This is a genomic window from Brevibacterium sp. HMSC08F02, from assembly GCF_001807555.1.
GTDB lineage: Bacteria > Actinomycetota > Actinomycetes > Actinomycetales > Brevibacteriaceae > Brevibacterium > Brevibacterium ravenspurgense.
The window spans coordinates 6,642-25,086 of record NZ_KV789350.1; the positions used below are offsets into that span (position 1 = coordinate 6,642).

General features: G+C 60.6%; 19 protein-coding genes, 3 tRNA genes and 1 riboswitch. Of the genes, 15 read left to right on the plus strand and 7 right to left on the minus strand.

The genetic code is table 11. The annotated features are described in order from the left end of the window. Positions 1–48: 48 nt before the first annotated feature. Both HMPREF3172_RS03625 and bcp read right to left on the minus strand, forming a co-directional pair. A tRNA-Leu gene (locus tag HMPREF3172_RS03625) sits at positions 49–130 on the minus strand. 127 nt (positions 131–257) lie between these two features. Further along, the gene (gene bcp / locus HMPREF3172_RS03630) at positions 258–725 is read right to left on the minus strand and encodes a thioredoxin-dependent thiol peroxidase (RefSeq protein WP_070515519.1); all 468 of its coding nucleotides are present in this window, start codon (positions 723–725) and stop codon (positions 258–260) included. Between the two features lie 123 nt (positions 726–848). On the opposite strand from bcp, the gene HMPREF3172_RS03635 reads away from it, so the two are divergent. From HMPREF3172_RS03635 to HMPREF3172_RS03670, 8 genes are all read left to right on the plus strand, one after another. Then, positions 849–1,142, plus strand: a complete 294-nt coding sequence (locus tag HMPREF3172_RS03635) for a DUF3618 domain-containing protein (RefSeq protein ID WP_231863960.1) — start codon at positions 849–851, stop codon at positions 1,140–1,142. Positions 1,143–1,171: 29 nt separating this feature from the next. Continuing rightward, entirely contained in the window at positions 1,172–1,525 is a 354-nt protein-coding gene (locus tag HMPREF3172_RS03640) for a GroES family chaperonin (protein ID WP_070515522.1), read from the plus strand. 157 nt (positions 1,526–1,682) lie between these two features. Next, positions 1,683–1,755 (plus strand) — tRNA-Lys (locus tag HMPREF3172_RS03645). A gap of 235 nt (positions 1,756–1,990) precedes the next feature. Continuing rightward, entirely contained in the window at positions 1,991–2,719 is a 729-nt protein-coding gene (locus HMPREF3172_RS03650) for a RelA/SpoT domain-containing protein (RefSeq protein WP_070515524.1), read from the plus strand. Then, positions 2,716–2,979, plus strand: a complete 264-nt coding sequence (locus tag HMPREF3172_RS03655) for a hypothetical protein (protein ID WP_070515526.1) — start codon at positions 2,716–2,718, stop codon at positions 2,977–2,979. The genes HMPREF3172_RS03650 and HMPREF3172_RS03655 overlap by 4 nt, the downstream gene beginning before the upstream one ends. Positions 2,980–3,132: 153 nt before the next feature. Continuing rightward, complete coding sequence (locus HMPREF3172_RS03660) at positions 3,133–3,471, plus strand: hypothetical protein (RefSeq protein WP_070515529.1); 339 nt, start codon at positions 3,133–3,135, stop codon at positions 3,469–3,471. Positions 3,472–3,630: 159 nt separating this feature from the next. Then, positions 3,631–4,629 carry an NADP-dependent oxidoreductase gene (locus HMPREF3172_RS03665; RefSeq protein WP_070515598.1) on the plus strand — a complete coding sequence of 333 codons (999 nt, stop codon included), beginning with the start codon at positions 3,631–3,633 and terminating at the stop codon, positions 4,627–4,629. Between the two features lie 204 nt (positions 4,630–4,833). Next, positions 4,834–5,772 carry an LppM family (lipo)protein gene (locus HMPREF3172_RS03670; RefSeq protein WP_070515531.1) on the plus strand — a complete coding sequence of 313 codons (939 nt, stop codon included), beginning with the start codon at positions 4,834–4,836 and terminating at the stop codon, positions 5,770–5,772. Between the two features lie 78 nt (positions 5,773–5,850). Here the strand turns inward: HMPREF3172_RS03670 and HMPREF3172_RS03675 are convergent, their stop codons facing one another. After that, positions 5,851–6,444 carry a hypothetical protein gene (locus HMPREF3172_RS03675; RefSeq protein ID WP_256173153.1) on the minus strand — a complete coding sequence of 198 codons (594 nt, stop codon included), beginning with the start codon at positions 6,442–6,444 and terminating at the stop codon, positions 5,851–5,853. Next, positions 6,416–6,528, minus strand: a riboswitch (SAM riboswitch). It overlaps the preceding gene by 29 nt. A gap of 211 nt (positions 6,529–6,739) precedes the next feature. Between HMPREF3172_RS03675 and HMPREF3172_RS03680 the strand changes: the two genes are divergently transcribed. Further along, the gene (locus tag HMPREF3172_RS03680; RefSeq protein WP_141741565.1) at positions 6,740–7,687 is read left to right on the plus strand and encodes an LppM family (lipo)protein; all 948 of its coding nucleotides are present in this window, start codon (positions 6,740–6,742) and stop codon (positions 7,685–7,687) included. 80 nt (positions 7,688–7,767) lie between these two features. Here the strand turns inward: HMPREF3172_RS03680 and HMPREF3172_RS03685 are convergent. Then, positions 7,768–7,843: transfer RNA gene (locus tag HMPREF3172_RS03685), tRNA-His, on the minus strand. A gap of 287 nt (positions 7,844–8,130) precedes the next feature. On the opposite strand from HMPREF3172_RS03685, the gene HMPREF3172_RS03690 reads away from it, so the two are divergent. Next, a complete protein-coding gene (locus HMPREF3172_RS03690; RefSeq protein ID WP_070515535.1) occupies positions 8,131–9,858 on the plus strand; it encodes a hypothetical protein in 1,728 nt (575 codons plus the stop codon). A gap of 96 nt (positions 9,859–9,954) precedes the next feature. Next, positions 9,955–10,782 carry a hypothetical protein gene (locus HMPREF3172_RS03695; RefSeq protein WP_070423963.1) on the plus strand — a complete coding sequence of 276 codons (828 nt, stop codon included), beginning with the start codon at positions 9,955–9,957 and terminating at the stop codon, positions 10,780–10,782. Between the two features lie 88 nt (positions 10,783–10,870). Here HMPREF3172_RS03695 and HMPREF3172_RS03700 read toward each other — a convergent pair whose 3' ends face one another. The 3 genes from HMPREF3172_RS03700 to orn are packed head-to-tail and all read right to left on the minus strand — an operon-like array spanning position 10,871 to position 13,734. Continuing rightward, the gene (locus HMPREF3172_RS03700) at positions 10,871–11,389 is read right to left on the minus strand and encodes a methylated-DNA--[protein]-cysteine S-methyltransferase (protein WP_070515538.1); all 519 of its coding nucleotides are present in this window, start codon (positions 11,387–11,389) and stop codon (positions 10,871–10,873) included. Positions 11,390–11,392: 3 nt separating this feature from the next. Then, positions 11,393–13,108 (minus strand): glycosyltransferase family protein, encoded by a 1,716-nt coding sequence (locus HMPREF3172_RS03705; protein ID WP_062019337.1) that lies wholly within the window; start codon positions 13,106–13,108, stop codon positions 11,393–11,395. Positions 13,109–13,110: 2 nt separating this feature from the next. Then, positions 13,111–13,734 (minus strand): oligoribonuclease, encoded by a 624-nt coding sequence (gene orn, locus HMPREF3172_RS03710; protein ID WP_231864037.1) that lies wholly within the window; start codon positions 13,732–13,734, stop codon positions 13,111–13,113. A gap of 139 nt (positions 13,735–13,873) precedes the next feature. On the opposite strand from orn, the gene HMPREF3172_RS03715 reads away from it, so the two are divergent. From HMPREF3172_RS03715 to HMPREF3172_RS03730, 4 genes are read left to right on the plus strand one after another with little or no spacing between them, the layout of a single operon-like run. Then, entirely contained in the window at positions 13,874–15,535 is a 1,662-nt protein-coding gene (locus HMPREF3172_RS03715) for a DUF8094 domain-containing protein (protein WP_083281398.1), read from the plus strand. A 10-nt stretch (positions 15,536–15,545) separates the two neighbouring features. Beyond that, positions 15,546–16,550 (plus strand): tetratricopeptide repeat protein, encoded by a 1,005-nt coding sequence (locus HMPREF3172_RS03720; RefSeq protein ID WP_070515541.1) that lies wholly within the window; start codon positions 15,546–15,548, stop codon positions 16,548–16,550. Then, entirely contained in the window at positions 16,550–17,338 is a 789-nt protein-coding gene (locus HMPREF3172_RS03725) for a hypothetical protein (RefSeq protein WP_070515543.1), read from the plus strand. Before HMPREF3172_RS03720 ends, HMPREF3172_RS03725 begins: the two co-directional genes overlap by 1 nt. Beyond that, positions 17,335–18,384 carry a DUF8094 domain-containing protein gene (locus HMPREF3172_RS03730; protein ID WP_070515545.1) on the plus strand — a complete coding sequence of 350 codons (1,050 nt, stop codon included), beginning with the start codon at positions 17,335–17,337 and terminating at the stop codon, positions 18,382–18,384. The genes HMPREF3172_RS03725 and HMPREF3172_RS03730 overlap by 4 nt, the downstream gene beginning before the upstream one ends. Positions 18,385–18,445: the final 61 nt, after the last annotated feature.

The following is an 18,445-nucleotide window of genomic DNA, read 5'->3' on the forward strand; positions in this document are numbered from 1 at the left end:
AAAAATCTCGGGACATCGAGTGAACGATGTCCCGGGACTTCACAGCTGTGCGCGAGAGGGGACTTGAACCCCTACGTCCGAAGACACTGGAACCTAAATCCAGCGCGTCTGCCAATTCCGCCACTCGCGCGGGCGAACCCAGCATACAAGACCCTGACCGTGGTCAGTGGGGCTCGAGGTGGGTTCGCGGGATTGGGGCGAGGTGCCGAGGTGGTCGGCTACCGAGGCGGGGAAGTAGCTCGGGTGTTGCCGGTAAGTCAGTCGATGCCGAGTTCGCGGCGCAGACGCTCCACGTGGCCCTTGGCGCGCACGTTGTACTGGGCGACCTTCACAACACCTTCTTCATCCAACACGATCGTGGAGCGGATGACACCCTGGACGATCTTGCCGTAGTTCTTCTTTTCACCGAACGCGCCCCATTCAGTCATAACCTGCTTGTCCGGGTCTGACAGCAGCTGGAAGTTCAGGCCTTCCTTTTCCACGAACTGGGCGAGCTTTTCCGGTTTGTCCGGCGAAACGCCCAGCACCGTGTAGCCGGCAGACTTCAGCGATGACAGGCTGTCACGGAAATCGCATGCCTGCGTGGTGCAGCCGGGAGTCATGGCGCGCGGGTAGAAGTAGACGATGACGGGCTTGCCGCGCAGGTCAGACAGGGTGAGGTCCTCACCCGTGTGATCAGTCAGAGTGAAATCCGGGGCGGTGTCGCCGATCTCCAGGCGGGTCATTGCATTCCCTTCGTTAGGAGCCTTGTTCTGCGTCTCATTCTGCCACCTGCCTTGCCACCTGCCGCCGGGTGTCAGCCGGTCACGGTAAGCTCGGGGGAGTAAGCAGACTTCCGAAGAAAAGGAATGCGCGTGAGCAACGTCTACACCTCGGACATCACTGTCGACAACGCTTCGAAGGCACAGCTCGAAGAATCCATCCGCCTGCGCGAACAGCGCCTGGCTGCCAACATCGACACTCTCATCGGCGAAGTCCACCCTAAGGCCATTGCCGCTCGTGCAACCGGCCGGGTCAAGGGAGCTGCCGTCAACTCGGACGGTTCAGTCCGCGCTGACACCGCCGCACTCGTTGGCGGCCTTGTTCTCAGCGCTGCAGCGATCGTGGCTCTGGGCATCGTGCGCAGCCAGCGCAAGTACTGAACTAGCACTGATCGGCAAGTATTCGCTGTATGTCTGAAAAGTCGCGTAAGCGGTCAGCGGCAGAAACCGCCGGCGAGCTTCCCATCCGCATGCTCCACGACCGTCTGCTCGTGGAACCTGACAAGGAAGCGGGGGAGCGCAGGTCTTCTGCTGGCATTGTCATTCCCGCAACCGCGGCCATGGGCAAGCGGCTGGCGTGGGGCACGGTGGTGGCTACCGGCCCGAATGTGCGCCAGGTCAGCCTGCACGACACCATCCTGTTCGACCCAGAAGACCGTGCCGAGGTCGAACTCGACGGATCCCTGTACACACTTCTGCGTGAACGCGATATTCACGCGATTTCGCAGACCGCCGGTGAGGACAGCACCGGCCTGTACCTGTAGCCGCTAGGGCGGCTGCTGGTTTGGCGTCGGGGCTGCCCTCCCTGATCGCACGAGGTGCCGCTCAGCTCGGTCTTGTGCGGTTGGTCACAAAGGTCGGATTCGGGTTGATTTCGATTTCCCACCGCCGCAGGAAGTGTGTATAGTAGTTTCTCGTTGCGCACCTCTAGCTCAATTGGTAGAGCAACTGACTCTTAATCAGTGGGTTCCGGGTTCGAGTCCCGGGGGGTGTACGAAAACAAAGGCCCTGACCAGCAGAAATGCAGGTCAGGGCCTTCTTGTTGCCCGCGTGCCGGGGCGCCTGTCCCACGTTTACCCCTCTTCTACATGGCAGGCTGCTTCTGCCCGAGCGGTTCCAGATGTGCAGGCGTGTCGAGCTCCTCACGAAAGTTGTGGACGTAACGCGCTTGTGTCACGGAAGTACTTGAACGCCCGAGAAGTGCGGAAGCTGTTGAATAAACTGGCAGCGTGGCAGAGCATGAGAGACCGTCGAAGACCAGCGTCCGGAAAGCAGGATCGAAGATCAGGAGGTTCCGCGGCGGTGAGGCTAGTCAAGCAGAGTTTGAGGAAGCACTCGAAGTCGTGCGTGCCTTTCGCTCTCAGTTTGCCGGCCCGCTTCTGATGGTCACCAACAGTGTGAGCGGCATTGCATCGGGATGTGGAATTGATGCGTCCGTGACGCAGCGGCTTAAGCGGGAGCAGACCATCTTAGAAAAGCTGGGCGATCGTGAGAAAGGGCTAGACCTGTCCCGCATGCAGGACATTGGAGGATGCAGAATCCTTGTCAGCGATATCGCACAGGTGCGGACTGTAGAAGCTGCGATCCTCGATGTTTGGGAAGCTCAGGTCGCGAAGGTGTACGACTACATCGAGTGCCCGCGTGAGTCAGGGTATAGAGCAGTGCATATCGTGGTGAAGCGCGATAGCTTGCCGATCGAGATTCAGATACGTTCACGCAGGATGCATGCATGGGCCGAATTCGTCGAACGCATGTCGGGACACTTCGGGCGCAACCTCAAGCAGGACGCCGGTGACCACCCGGTACAGATTCTGGCTCGGACAATGGCCGAAATATACCGCCTCGAAGAAGAGCAGAAGCGCGTTCCGATAGACTTGATTGACAAGGCAAATCGCCAGATTGCAGAAGTGAACAAGCTGCTCACCGCGAGCGTTGACAAGCAGGAGGGCGCGTCATGAGCAACATCAATCATTTCCTGCTCGTCTTTGACCATGTCCAGGACAAGCTCATCATGCAGGAGTCTTTTGGCACTGATGCGGAGCGGGCAATGGAAGAATACGCAAAGCTCGAAGCGGAGTACCGCGACTCACTATCTACAGACATTGTTCTTGTCGGCTCAGATTCCCTCGAAACGGTGAAGGCAACACACAGCACCTACTTCACCGGTTTCGCAGCAGCAAGCGGAGCAGACGGCCTGCTGGAGACGCTGACACCGTAACGACCTCACCACAGCGTCCTTGCAGCTAAAGCACCGGCCTACAGGTGCGTAATGCTCGAGAGAACAGTAACCCCACAGCACGCAGGGTGTGGGGTTGCTTTTGTTTACGGAAACGAGCGGGCGCTAAGCCCCGGCTGTGGTGAGGACGGTCCGATGCCAGAGTTTGATGACGTCAATAGGTACTTCGAGTCGATGCATCGAGTTTTCTATGCGCTGTTGCAGGTTGCTGATGAGGCCAGCGGGCGGGAGCCTGTGCAGAAGTACATGCCGTTCGAAGAAGACCCGGATCTGTTTTTCGATGATGCTTATCACGCGGTGCTGGAAGCTGGCGCAATAGTTGAAGATGACGAACTTCTGGCAGAGGCAGTAGCGACCGGGAACGAGTTCCTCGAGGTGCTTGAGGAAGAAGGCACGGAGGAAGACAGGTTCAACTTCCGCTATTACTTCGACCCGTTCGTTGAAATGCACCGTCAGGCGGGCCTGGACGTCTGAAGCCTCCGGATGCAGAGGCCGCCACCGAAAGATGGGAGCTTTTGCCATTCCGCTTGGAATTTTTGCACGCCTTGCAGTGCTGGACTGGGCGAGAAGTGACAAGCATCGAGGCCCTGTTGGTTTCGCAGTAGCCTCATTGGCGAAAGGATGCAGTTCTTCATGACGACTTCTAAGCAGTGGGTTCTGGCTTCTCGCCCCACCGGCACCCCAACTATGGACAACTTCCGCCTCGAAGAGGTGGAGCTTCCTGAACTTTCCGACGGGCAGATCCTCGTAGTGAACAAGGTCAACACGGTTGACCCCTACATGCGCGGCCGGATGAACGATGTGAAGTCCTACATCCCACCTTTCGAAATCGACAAGCCGATGACCGGTGGCGCTGTCGGCATCGTCCGCGAATCCCGCTCCGAGAAGTTCAAAGTGGGTGACGCCGTCAGCCACTCGCTGGGTTGGCAGGACGTCGCCGTCGTCGATGAGTCAGCCGCCAAACCCGTCGACCTCGACATGGCACCCGCGCACGCCTACCTCGGCATCCTCGGCCTGACCGGTCTGACCGCCTACGTTGGGCTGACCCGCATTGCCGAAATCAAGGAAGGCGATGTCGTGTTCGTTTCCGGCGCGGCCGGCGCAGTCGGCTCGGCTGTCGGTCAGTTCGCACGCCAGCTCGGCGCATCGAAGGTCATCGGATCGGCTGGCACCGACGAAAAGGTCGAGCGGCTCAAGGAGCTCGGCTTCGACGCCGCCATCAACTACCGCGAAGGCAATCTTTCCGCACAACTCAAGGAAGCTGCGCCAGAAGGAATCGACCTGTACTTCGACAACGTCGGCGGAGAACACCTCGAAGCAGCCATTGCCCGCATGAACGAGTTCGGCCGCGTCGCCATGTGCGGCGCGATCGCACAATACAACAACACCCAGAAACCTTCGGGGCCGCGCAACCTCGCACTGGCCATCGGCAAGTGCCTCACTCTGCGCGGATTCGTCCTCGGCAAGTATTCGGACGCCGCCCCTGAATTCCAGGAGCGCATGGCTCCGCTTGTCCTCAACGGCGACATCAAATACGACGTGACCACCCGCCACGGCATCGAAGCCATGCCTGAGGCATTCCTCGAGCTTTTCACCGGCGGCAACACCGGCAAGATGATCGTTGAGATGTGACCACTGGGGTTCGCAAGCCGTGGTGAGCTCCTCCTCGTGAGAATGACGAGGGGGAGCTCACCACAGGGGCTCCCATCTAAAAGCCGGTAAGTGCGTCTAGACAAAAGCTGAAGATTTCAGCCCTCAACCTTCGCGTCGCCGGCTAAACTTTTGCCCAGATTCACGCCGCGCGAAGGGCGCCGGCACATTCCGGAGGGCCAACCCATGCAGAATCTGCAGAAGAAACTCACCCGAGCGCTTGCCGTCGGCCTGGTTCTGATCATGGGCTTTGTTCTTGCCGGCTGCGAGGGCGTTGCGGCGGGGAAGCTCAATATTGATTTGAGCTTTGACAAGGAAGGGCGTCTCACAGGCACTTACAAGTTGGTGGTTGACACCGCCCTCGTTGAAGAGGAATTGTCAGCTTCCGGCGCCTCGCTCGACAAGGATGAAGTCAGTAAGCAACTCGACCGGCTGGTCGATGACCTGGAGAGTGACGCCCCAGAAGGGATGACGGTCGAGAAAATCGACACCGAGTCCGAAGCGGGGCTGAACATCACTCTTGACAAGGTGCCGTCCGGCGAATTCGACATCGACGGCCTCGAGGGCCCTGACGTGGAGCTAGTTGAGGCGGAAGGCTACGTTGCGGGCTCAGCGATGAATCCAGTCGGGCCAGAGGTGCTCTTTAACTACGGGCTGCCGACGGATCCCTCCGAGGTGCTCACTGAAGCTCAGATGAAATTCACCTTCCCCGGTGACGTCGAACACCACTACGGCGGCCAGGCCAACGGCAACACCGTCACCTGGGACCTTCTCTCTTTCGAAGGATTCGCAATGGGTTTCCAAGCGAAATCCTCCTCGAGCGTCTTAGCCGGCACCGGATTCTCATGGACGTTCATAGCCGGTTTTATCGGCTGGACCGTCGTGCCGATCATCATTGCGGTCGTGATAGTGGTGATCGTAGTCAAGAGGCAGAACAAACAGCGCCCAGCAGCAACCTCACCTGGAGGCTCCGGGCCGTATCCGCATGCCGGGCAGCAGAAGGCCAACCCGGGCCAGGTGCCCCACGGCGGGCAGAACCCACCGCGGGGATACCCGGGCCAGCAGCCGCCGCAGAACCCACCCCACGATTCAGGGCCGACGCCGCCCAACCCTCCTCAGAGGTAAGCCTCGGCAGCCCGCAGCTGACACATTCGGCTGAACCGCAGGGCGCAGGCGAAGCTAGGCGGGACGCTCTTTGCTTGATCAGTCGGAAACGACCTGCGTATTCCCTCCTTTGGTGAACCTCACCGTGCCCAAGGGCGGCAGGTTCCACCCATGAAGGATGTGGCTGAGCGCTCGGCTGGGCGACTGCGCTTGGTGCAGACGCTCAAGCCATGGCCGCCAGGCATCCGCATTGAGTCGAAAATCCGGGAAATAGTCGCCGAACCACTGTTTGAAAAGATGGCCGTGTGCGGTTTCCTGCAATTCGCCCTTCTTGCGCGCGCTCGATAGTAGCTCAGCGAGTAAGAAGTATTGGAGCGGGCTGAAGCCTGCACTGTGCAGTTCTGCGGCTGTGTCTTTCCAAGATTGGGGGACGCGCGTGCCGCCCTTGACGACGCTGCCTGCAATGAAATTCATGATGGTCGCCCCTGGGAACGCAGGGCAATGGTCGAGCATGTAGCGAGACCACAGAGGGCGATCAGCTTCAGGGACTTCGCCCCAACCATCCGTTGGGTCGACGTTGTCAGATGTGCCTGTACCGGTGTTGCCACGGTGAGTAGACATGGGAATGTTCCTTACCGGATCCCAATGCGTTTGCGCGACGGGATCCATCGACTTGCATGAACGTTTGCTCATGCCGGTTCTTCCCCTGGGGCACCCCGCTCGATGGAGAGGGTTGCCGTGCAGCCAGCCAGGTACTGAAAGCTGCAACTCTTGAACCTGCTGACAACATACTGGAACTGGAGAAACTTCGGGCGGAAGCGGTAACAAACCGTCATATTTGCATACGCGTCCCAACCTCTCTGTTTGCGGCTAGAATCACGCTCAAACACACGCCGCAAAGTGAAGCAGGGAACCAACCGGAGGCAACCCTATGCAGAACCTGCAGCCGAAACTCACCAGAGCACTGGCCATCAGCCTGGCTCTGATCATGGGACTTGTTCTTGCCGGATGTGGGGGAGTCGCCGCCGGAAAGGCGGACATCAATCTTGACATTGACGAAGATTTGCTTGTCAGCGGCACCTACCAGATGGGTGTTGACCTTGTTCGTCTTGAAAAAGAAAAGTCGATTTTCACATCTGTGCTGAGTGAGAGCGAACTCGATCAACGCGCTGATGGGCTGGTCAGCGACTTACAGAACAGTATCCCGGAAGGGGCGACCGTCGAGAAAGTCAAAACTGGATCGGAAATCGGGATCATGATCACTCTCGACAAGGTTGTGGCCGAGGACTTCGACATCGACGGTGTGCCTGGTCCCGACATCATGCTGGAAAAAGACGGCGGCGTGATCTCGATGAGTATGGAAAATCCGGTTTCGGCTACGGTTCTGGGAAATCTGGGATTCCCTGTGGACCCGTCAGAAACGGTTACTCAAGCACAGCTGACGCTGGCCTTTCCCGGCGACATTATTGATGCCGAAGGCGGTCGCGTCAACGGCAACACCGTGACCTACGACCTTCGCTCTTACGGGCAGAACACTATCGTTGTCAATGCGGAAGCACCCAGCTTCCCGTGGCTGCTCGTATTCGTCATCATCGGCGTGGTGCTGCTGCTGATCATCGGTGCCGTCGTCATCTTCCTGCTCCTCAAAAAGAAGAACGCTGGGCAGCCTGCCGCGCCAGTAGTCAGCGGCCAGTATCCCTATGACGGGCAGATTTCTGCCTATCCGGGATCCGGGCCTTACACGGGCCAGGTGCAGACTCAGGGGTATCCGGGGCAGCCGCCTCAGGGTTCGGGATCGGTGCCGACGTACCCTCCGCAGGGCTCAGGTCCGATGCCACCGCAAGGGGCAGGCCCGGTGCCGCCTCAACCTTGGCAGAGTCCGCCTCAGGGTTCGGGACCGGTGCCGCCTCAACCTCCGCAACCGCCGCAGGCATAAGCCGCCACACCTGTCGAGGCTGCCAACCTCACCCACAAAAAAATTCCCGGGCGCCATATGAACGGTGCCCGGGAATTGACTGGGGTGGCTAACGGGACTTGAACCCGCGACCCCCGCGACCACAACGCGGTGCTCTACCAGCTGAGCTATAGCCACCATCACTGCCGCTTGGACAGCATTGACAATGGTAAGCCACGCTCGGCCGTAAGGCCAAATCGGCTCATGTTTCACTCCGTCGAGCTCAACAGGCGCCTTGCTGAACCCCTGCATTCACACAGCGAACAGTCACGTTCTCACCAGCAGATAAACGAGCCATAACGTTTTCCGTGCAAACTGGGAACTGCAATATGCGCGGCGTAAAATCACTCAGGTGAAACAGCGGATCACCCACCCGTTGACAGGTGAAAACCAACACCTCTGACTCCCCAGTAGAAAGCCCGAGGATGAAGCACGCTGACGTCAGCTTTGCTGAGGACAGAACTGTCCTGCTGACGATCGACGGCGCCTCGGAACGCTGCCGAGACCTGGGTGCAGCACTTGCGGCCGTCCGCGACGAAGCGGCAATCGACGATCACCCCATATTCGTGCAGATCACCGACGGTGATTCTTCACATTCCGTGGTCATCGCGGCTGATGGAACAGTGGCAACAAGCGAACTTCCCATAATCCAGCCGCAGAACGCAGTAGAGAACAGAGAAGACCGCACTGTCGAAAGCGCGCAAGAATCAAAAGCTCCCGACCAGGGGAGCGGGCTGGAAAATCAGGCGGACACCTCGGCACCCTTCACAGAATCAGCCGTGCCATACGCCTCGGCTGCGGTATCCCCGGAGGGTGATTCCGCACCCCGGCCAGCAAGGGCAGACGGGCCGGTGGAGGAGCCTGGTGGCACCGCGGAAGAAAACGGCACAAGGCGAGCCGCAAGGCGCCACCGCACCCGGCAGGGCAACGGATCACTGCTGACTCGACTGCTCTCTGACGAACCAAAACCAACAAGGACCGCACGCGAAGACCGTCGCAAACGCAGGCCATCCATGCTGGTGCCGTCAATCGTGTTGGCTGTCATGTTGATCGTGGTCATCGTTCTGTGGGTCATCCCATCATTCGTCGGCGCACCCGACGGCGGGTTGGAAGAAACCTCAGCAAATGTGTCCGGTGGAGCCGAACAGCCCAAACTGAGCCTCAAAAAATCAGACAGCGTCGTCCCCGGATTCAAGAATGAACCTGCGTGGGAACTCCCTGTCGACCCTGCGGCATCAGTCAGTGCATCCGAACGCGGAATCGTCGTAGTCAAAAACCAAACCGTCGACATCTACGACCCGGCAACCGGCCGCAAACGCACAAACATCACCATGGACGGCGATATTCAGATCGCCGCCGAGACCAAAATCAACAACCGCCCAGCCCTCCTGCTGCGCTCAGGTGATACCGCAGAAGTCCTCTTCGACGGTGAAGACAAAACCCACAAGTACGAACTTCCCAAGAACGCCGAAATCTCGCTGGCCGGAACATCGCCCATGATCGTTGCCGACGACAAGCTCTACCACTTCCACGATGACAAAGTGCACCCCGTTGTGGGCATCGAATCCGGCTTCACCCCCATGGGGCTCGACGGTCGGAAGATCATCACCGCCGCCTTCGATGGCGACGTCGCAGTATCTGACACCGACACTGGCCTGACGGAGAAGTTCTCACTCGAAAAACCCGGTCGCGACCTCGTAATCCTCAAATGGGTGACAGCCGGACACGGCAAAATCGTCACCGTGTGGGGCGAAAGCGGAACTGAACTCGAATCCGACGCCGCTGTGCAGGTCGTAGTCAGCGACACCAGCCAAGGCAAGATCGTGTCAACGGTCGAAGCTCAGGCGAACCGAATCTCCGAAGCCAAATGGGAACGGGGGCAGGGCTTCCACCTGGCAGTATTCGGTCCCTACCTCTTCGACATGAAGACCGGCCTGCTGGTACGTGACGAGGCAGGCGAAGATGTGCGCTTCGGGGAACCCCGCGGCACATACACGCCCGCAGTGGTCGAAGGCAGCCCCGCAATCGTCGCAGGTGACGCCGCCTACGAAACCAGCAACAACCTCATGGCCGTCGATTCGGACGGCGAATACGCGGTCGTCCGCAGCGAATCCGATACAATCAGAGGCTACGCACAAGCACACGAAGGGTAATAACGGGCGTTGCGCCGTACTTCGGTCAGACGTTCGAAACAGCTGAGCACGCACATTTGAGCACGTACAACGCTGATGCACACACCGGAAGGCAGCATGAGAATCACGTTCAAGCGCCCGGCGATAGCCGTCGCGCTGTGCTGTTTTGCCGCCTCCGGCCTGCTGTTCACAATCGCCATCCCGGCAGCCTCGCAGCCGGAAAACAATCCCACCGCAGCCTCAACCGCATCGCGGACTTCAGACACCCCGTACGATCCTGACGGCGATAACAGCCCTCCGCCGTCGAGTGAACCCGCAGACGGGTCAAGCGGTACTCCGACGGGCACGCCCACCCCCAACCCGAGTGGGGACCCCTCGGAGTCGCCGTCTGAGGACCCCTCGGAATCACCGTCTGAGGACCCCTCGGCATCGCCGACGCCGACCGAAAAGCCGAAGCCAACGTCGAAACCCACTCAGAAGCCAACTGAGAAACCAGTCCCGGAGCAGCCGGACGAACCCGAGGATCCTCCAGCCGACGACCCCCGTCTGCCGAACACAGGTCCGCCTAGCAGCAGTCCACTGCCTCCCGATGGCCGCTTCAACAGTGACAGCTCTGGCCGGCAGGGCGGCTATCCGGACACCGGCAACAGCGGCACAAACTGGGTTCCGCAGAGCCCCAGCCCTGGTTCTGGAGGCTATGCCGAACAGAACCACGGTGCGGTCAACGACCCCGTTCCCACCCCCGAAGCCGAACAGGCCGAGTCCTCCGAAGACGGCAGCCGCAACTCCGCGCTGAAAGGCAGCCAGGCCGGTGCCGACAATGCTGAAGCTCGCAGCAGCAGCCTGCTGTGGGGTGGCCTGACAATCCTCGTGGGCTTGGCTGTCATTGTGGCGGCGTGGCTGTTCCTGCGCCGCTCACAGAAAGACCAGGAGCAGCGCGGCTGAGTGCCGCATCTGCCGCACAATTACGAGGTGGAGCACCAAATCCCGGAGTCTCGGCACCCGGGTGTTCCGGCACCTCGGCACCGGATCTTCAGAACAGCGGGCGGTCTGGCGTGTGCCCCTCAAGTTCCAACAGCATCCGCTTGCGCTCAAGCCCGCCGGCATAGCCGACCAAACCGCCGTCGGCGCCCATCACCCTGTGGCACGGCACGATGATGCTGATGGGATTGTGCCCCACAGCGCCGCCAACAGCCTGTGCCATGCCCGGTTTGCCCAGCTGCCGGGCAATCTGCCCGTACGTGGTCAGTTCGCCAAACGGAATGTCCAGCAGCAGCTGCCAAATGCGCTTCTGACTGTCGGTGCCGTGCAGAGCAATAGGAACATCGAAAGTCTGCCGCTGCCCGGCAAAGTACTCACGCAGCTGCTCAAGTGCCAGTCCGATGACCGGATCACCAGCTGCCGAGGCGGAGCTGAGCTCCCGCCCGAAAACTTCCGGTTCGGGACTGTGCTTGATGGGCACGTGGTGAACTCCGACCAGCTGGTCGTCGTGCGCGATGACAACGGTGGGTCCCGTCGGCAGAATCACATGGGCGTGACGGGCTGAGCCCATGGGTCAGCGGCCGTCGTTTTCTATGTCCATGCGCTGCAGGCTGATTTGACGTGCCGAAGGTTCGACGTTCGACTTCACAACCGTCTTCTCTGTGACCTCGAAGTTTTCGCGGTACTTGCCGAACAGCAACCGGCCTTGAGAGACGAGCGCTGTTGAGGAATTGAAGATCATGAGCGTAAAGGGGAACAGCAGCCACTGAGCGAGCATCGACACTGAGCGCAGTCGTGAATAGCGCACAGGCCTGGGTGGGAGCAGGTTGACGAACACCAGCAGCGATGTGAGCAGCATGATCATGGCCACCTGCTGGATGGCGCCGACCAAAAACGGCATGTTGCTGGTGAACTCCGGTGCGTTTTCGCCGGTGGCACGCAGCACCAGGAACGGCACCCAACCGCCCACGGCGATGATGAGTGAAACACTGGCGAGCGTGACGTGGCTTTCCAACAGCAGGATGAACTGACACAGCGTGCGGAAGAACTTGGGCTTCGAATTGGCCCAGCCCTTAACGGCGTAGGGAACGTCAGATGCTCCGTAGGACCAGCGGGACAGCTGCTTGAACTGCGCTTTGATCGACTGGCCCAGGTTCCCAGCCAACACCGCGTCCTGATAAATGGGCACGTGCACCGGGATCACCCGGTAGTTGCCATCGAAATGGAAGTACGACCGCCAGAACTGGTGGCCGTCTTCGACGATGGTGCGCGTGGACCAGAAGTCCATGTCGATAAGCGCATCGAGCGGCTGCGAATGTGATGCGAAGTTCCGCAGCGAAAACGGCCGGACCGTCTGTGTGAGATTGAAGAAGCAGTTGGCCGATGCGATCACGCGGGTGACCGCGGGGGCATCCCAGATGTTCGACAGGTACAGCGCGATCGGCTGATAGGACGCCCGCTGACGGTCTTCAGCCCGAATGTATTCGTAGGCGACGTAGTCGAAGTAGCTTTCGTACGGCTTGTTGTCACAGTCGAGCGTTGTGACCATGACTTCGGCAGGGTCGTAGCCGTTTTCTTCCGCCCACATGGCTGTGCGCCGGCCGGCGTAGGTGATGTTGCCGCCCTTACCGGTGATTTCACCGGGGATATCGCGGGGGTGTTCAACGAGTTCGTAGGTGCCGAACTTCGCGCCGTACTTTTCCTTCAGCCGCTGCGCTGTCAGCTGCATGTCCGGGCCACCGCGCTCTTCGTAGGCGAAGAAGATGTGCAGGTGATCCGCCGGTGTCGTTGTGTACAGCAGTCCGCGGATGGTGGGTTCGATGACTTCGTAGGGTTCGTTGTACGCCGCGATGATGACAGCGTGCTGCACCCGGGCGGGGTGCGGGTAGTTCTGCGGGTTCTTCCCAATTTGCCGCAGCAGCTGCCGATGCTGGGCTGCCCTGAATGATCCCGGCGGGGTCGGAGGCACTCGTTTGCCGTCCAAGACCAGCGCAATGTCCAGCAAGCGTGCATTCCAGTCCACGCGGGCAGCAAGGCGAAAACGCCGCAGCCCGCGCACAAGGTCAATCGCACCTCGCACACCGCGAATGAACATATAGGCGACGATCGCCAGCACCCACAGCGCACCCCACGTGGGGTTGATGAGCGACAGAATGACGACAGCCGCGAGGTTCCCGTAGCTGAAGAGCGCCGGGATCATTTCGAAGAAACGGTAGCGGGAGTCCCGCTTGCCCAGCGGGATTTCGTTTCCTTCGTCTGCCGATGTCAGGGGAGCGGCGGTGGTGCTCATGTTCAGCTGTCTGCCGAGGTGCCTGGGGACTGCGGCTGGTCACTTTCGGCTGAGTCGGTGGGGAAGTACTCGGAGGTGATCTCCGATGCGATCTTGGCCGAAGCTGTTGAATCCGGGGCGTCTGCCGTGAACACCGCACGACGGTAGTAGGCGAGTTCGGCAATGGAATCGAGAATGTCGCCAAGGGCCCGGTGGTTGCCTGTCTTGGCAGGAGCGGAATAGTACGACGACGGGAACCAGCGCTTGGCCAGTTCCTTAACCGAGCTGACGTCGATGATGCGGTAGTGCAGATAGTCGACGAGTTCCGGCATCTGCTGCTGCAGGAACATTTTGTCGGTGCCGACTGAATTGCCGCCCAGCGGCGCCTTGCCGGAAACCGGGACGTGCGAACGGATGTAGTCCAAGACGCGCTTCTGTGCGTCGGCAACCGTGGTGCCCTGGTCGAGTTCGTCGATCAGCCCGGATTCGCGGTGCATGTTCGTCACGAAGTCGTTCATGTTGTTCCGCGCGGCCTCAGACGGCTTGATGACGATGTCGATGCCGTCGTCAAGCGGTTTGAGGTCGAAGTCGGTGACAATCGCCGCGACTTCGATCAGTTCGTCCGTGCCGACCTCAAGGCCGGTCATTTCGCAGTCAATCCATACAATTCTGTCTACAGCCACGACGCCCATATTAGCGGTGCGGTCTGACACAGCCCGCTGAGCGTGAGCAGACCGCTGAGAGTCCGCCCAGAACTCGGCTTTGTCGGGTACGTAGAATGGACAGTTGAACCGCAAGCTGATCGAAGGGGAGCGCGTGCGCTCAATTGCTGCAGTCGTGATGATCGTCCTGGGCGCTGTACTCGGCGTCGTCGGAGTTCTTCAGAAGACCGTGTGGGCACCGCCGGAAAACATTACGGCGACCACGCAGACTGATGAAAGCTCCGCCGCGGCCGTCATCGAGCCCGGAGTTCTCAACCTGTATCCCGGTGGAGCCCAGGTAACCGTTAAGGGCACCGGCGACATTACCGTTGCCCACGCCTCGAAGCCCAACGTCGAAGCGTGGCTCGGCGAAGCCTCCTACCTCGACATCACGGGGCTGAAAACCCAAGAAGAGCTGCGCACAGAAAAAGTTGCCGGCGAAGAAGACAGCGTGCCCAACCCCGCGGGAGCAGACCTGTGGGAAGACTCCACAACCGAACCCGAACAGGTGACCTTCACGTGGGACGAAGCGGCTGGCGACACCTCGTTCTTGATCGGCAGCAGCGAAAAGACTGACCTGCAGGTCTCGGTTACGTGGCAGAACGACGCCACCAACGCGTGGTCGACCCCGCTGATCGTCATCGGACTCATCCTCATTGTTCTGGGCATCCTGCTGTTCATTTCCGGCACCAAAGCGAAGAAGCGCGAAAAAGAACGCGAGGAAGCGCGCCGTGAGCGCCGCCGCCGTCTGGCCCAGATGGGTTCGGCGTTTGCGATCGTTCCCGGCCTGGCGCTCGCAGGCTGTGGTGCACCCGAACTGCCCGAACCGCAGCCGTTGGAAACTCCCACCGCGCCGGCTGCCTCCGTCACCGACGAACAGCTTGAACGTGTGCTGGAGGACATCCACACCACCATCAAGGAAGCCGACGACAAACTCGACACGAAGAAACTCGGCGAACGTGCCGACGGCAGCTTCCACCAGCAGCGCGAAGGCGCCTACAAGATCAAGAAGAAGGACAAAAAGGCCAAGCTTCCGGCCGCCCCAGCCTTTGACGATGTCAAGGTGAACTTCACCTCGGCAACCGACTCCTGGCCGCGGATCACATCTGCAGTGGTGAGCGGAAACGACCAAACCCAGCTGGTCATGCTCAGCCAGCAGGACCCCCGCAGTCCCTACCGCCTGTGGGCGCTGACCGTGCTCCTGCCCGGCGCTGAATTCCCCGAAGTCGAAGATGCGCGCGTCGGTTCGGGCCTCCTGGCGGCCGATCAGGACGGCCTGGTCATGACGCCCAAGCAGACCGTCGAAAACTACGCTGAAAAACTCCAGAAGCCCAACAAGGCCAAGCGCAAGGGCGACTTCGAAGACGACGCGTTCGCCAAACAGGAAAACGACACGTTCAAGAAGATCAAGAAGGAAATCGAAAAGGGCAACGGCTCGGCCAAGGTTGAGTACAGCCCCGGCAAGCAGATCGCAGCCCAGTCGACCACCGACGGATCGGCCATCGTGATCGGCTCGGCAGTGCAGACTCTTTCCCTGTCACCCGAAACGCGCGAGGGCCAAACCGGCGAACTCACAGTGCCCAACCCGCAGGCCAAGGTCGTCGGCGAAAGCAAAACCCAGCGCACACTGCAGACCGAATACACACAGGTCTACGCATTCGTCGTGCCCAAGAAGGGCGAAGGCAAGGTGCGCCTGATCGGCGTTTCAACCGCCATGTCCGACGCCAAACTCAGCGGCAACAACTGACGAGGAGAACATGACTATTCCCCAGCAGCCCGAACACCCCGGACACGGCCAGCAGGCAGGAGGCCCGCAGGCCGGCCAGCCGAACCAGCCCGGCCAGCCGGGAGCCCAGGAAGGCCTTGACCTTTCGGCGGTTCGCGGACACGGCACCTCGGCAGCTTCGGCACCGGGCGGTGCGGCACAATCAAGCGAGGCACCCGGCCCCAACCAGGTCGAAGTTCCCGCGCTCGCCTTCGAAGTGAACGAGCAGACCTTCGAATCGGCCGCCCGACTGTCGATGGAACTGCCCGTGGTGCTCGTGCTGTACTCCGGCCAGCAGCCCGAAAGCCAGCAGATCCTGCCCGTCATGCAGAAGATCGTTGAAGACCAGGCTGGTCGCGCAGTGCTGGGACTCGTGGACGTTGCCACCAGCCCCGCCATCCAGCAGGCATTCCAGGTGCAGGCCCTGCCGACGGTTGTCGCCGTCATCAAGGGCCAGCCCGTTCCGCTGTTCCAGGGTATGCAGCCCGAAGCGCAGATCCGCCAGCTGTTCGACCAGATCGCACAGGCGGCGAGCCAGGCCGGACTGCACAAAACCGCGTGGGTCAAAGGCGCTCCCGGACAGCAGGGTCCCCGCCACCCCGAAGCGCTCGAAGCTTTGGAAGCCGGCGACCTCGACCGTGCCGAACAGGTGTACAAGAACGCACTGGCCGAATCGCCCGCAGATGACGAAGCGAAAGCCGGCATCGCCCGGGTCGGTCTGCTGCGCCGCACCCGAGACAAAGACCTCGCCGCCGTGCGCCAGGCCGCAGCTGACAACCCATCGTCCGTTGATGCGGCAATCGACTGCGCTGACCTCGACGTAGCAGGCGGACACGTAGAAGACGCATTCACACGACTGATCACGCTCATTGGAACCACCGCGGGCGACGACCGCGAAAAACTCCGCGTGCACCTGCTGGACCTGTTCGACGCCGTCGGCGCTGAAGACGCACGCGTCGTCAAAGCCCGCGGCCGTCTGATGCGCGCACTGTTCTGATGACACGGCTTCTGAGCGCCGGACTGCTGGCGCTGGTTGGAGTTCTCGGCTTGGTGCTGGTGACATCAGCACTGTCCGTTGTCGGCTTTGACGGGCAGGCCCGCACCGAGGCGATGACCGCTGACGAACGCAGCCAGGCAGTCATGATCGACCAGCAGCTGATTCCCGTGACCAACGCTGTGGCGGAGGTCAGCGTCGAATCCGACAGTCCCGTGTTCATCGGAACCGCCAACGGGGTTGACGCTCGCAGCTACCTGTCGGGCACCGCGCACGACGAAGCCACCAAGATCAAACTGCCGGGCGAAATCGAGCACAGGTTCGTAGCCGGGGGAGACTCACTGCCGACTGACCCCGAAAGCCGCGACTGGTGGATTGCACAGGAAACGGGGACATCGCCGAAGGTGCGGCTTGGCCTTGACAGCAACCCGCAGATGGTCGTTGTTGCCGCACCTGAAGGTGACCTCGCTGACGCCAAAATCACCGTCACGGTTGACACGCCCGGTGTTGTTCCTCTGGCACTCATCGGCCTGGCTTTCACAGTGCTGGCCTTCGCGGCTGCAGTGTGGCTTTTCCTGTCCTGGAAGAACGAACAGCCGAAGGTCGCGGTCGGCCGCCGTCGCGGTGCGGGTGAACAAGATGCCGAGGTGCCCGGCACCCGGGTGCCAGAAGGCGAGGAGCCGGGCGGCACCTCGGCAGCAGATGGGGAGCCGGACGCTCAGGTGCCGAAAGGCGGGAAGCCGGGCGGCACCTCGGCAGATGTGAAGAAGACAGCGGAGGGAGCCCGATGAAGCGCGCACTCAGCCTGATGACGGCAGCCTTTGCGGGACTGGGGCTGCTGAGCGCGTGTGCCGGCGCGCCGCCGATTGCCCGGCCCGCGGTTCCGCAGTCCAGCGAATACGCGAAGGCGCCGCTGCGTGCCGGCGATGGTTCGGCATTCATCACCGACTACACGAAGAAACTGCAGAAAGCGCTTGCTGATGACGGCAAAGGTCTGGATGAAATTCAGGGCGGACCGATGCTCGACCGCACAAAAGCTGAAGTTCTCGTAGCGAAAGCCGAAAAGAAGAAACTCGGCACGGTCGGCTTCGACAAGGTGGTTGCAGGCGGGCCGAAGCAGTCGGAGTATCCGCTGTGGTTCTTTGCCTTCGCCAATGCTGACGATGCCGAATCCGGCACGCAGGCTCTCCTGGTGACGCGTGAAGACGCCAACAGCGAATGGACAGTGCAGCAGGGACTTTTCATCGACCCCGAGCGTGTGCCGAACCTCGCACTGGAAGACGGCCAGGTTGCTGAGGCAGGCAAACAGTACGCCGTCGATTTCGGCAAGACCGTCACCGCGGTCAAGGACTACCTCAGCGGTGCGGGCAAATCCGGCGGCGGCGATTCGCTGGATGACTTTGACCCCAGCGGCGACGGCTTCAAGGGCTACCGCGACTACGTTGACGAGTACGCGAAAGACACCAAATCGTTCAAGCGTGTTGAATCACGCTGCCAGCCGTACACGGAAATCGACTTCGAAAAGTACGCGGTGAAAGCTGAGGGCGGCGGGGCTGTTTCGATGGCGGAAATGCGGTGCACCATCACACTCGAGGTGCCCGACGACTTCAACTTCACACTCCCCAAACAGGTTTCCGCCATCACCACGGGGAAGAAGAACGGCAACCGCGTAGAAATCGAAGCGTCAATCCCGTTCCTCATTGAAACCAGCAAGGACAAGACCAAGCTCACCAGCCCCGACTGGTTCCCACTGTCCGGCAAACAGACCTCCGCAAAGGGCGAAGACAAGGGCAAGGACGAGGATAAGAGCAAGGACGAGGATAAGAGCAAGGACTAAGGCAAGGGCCAAGGCAAGAGCAAGGACTCCGGCGACTGAGCCGCGCTGGCCTGGGTTGGTT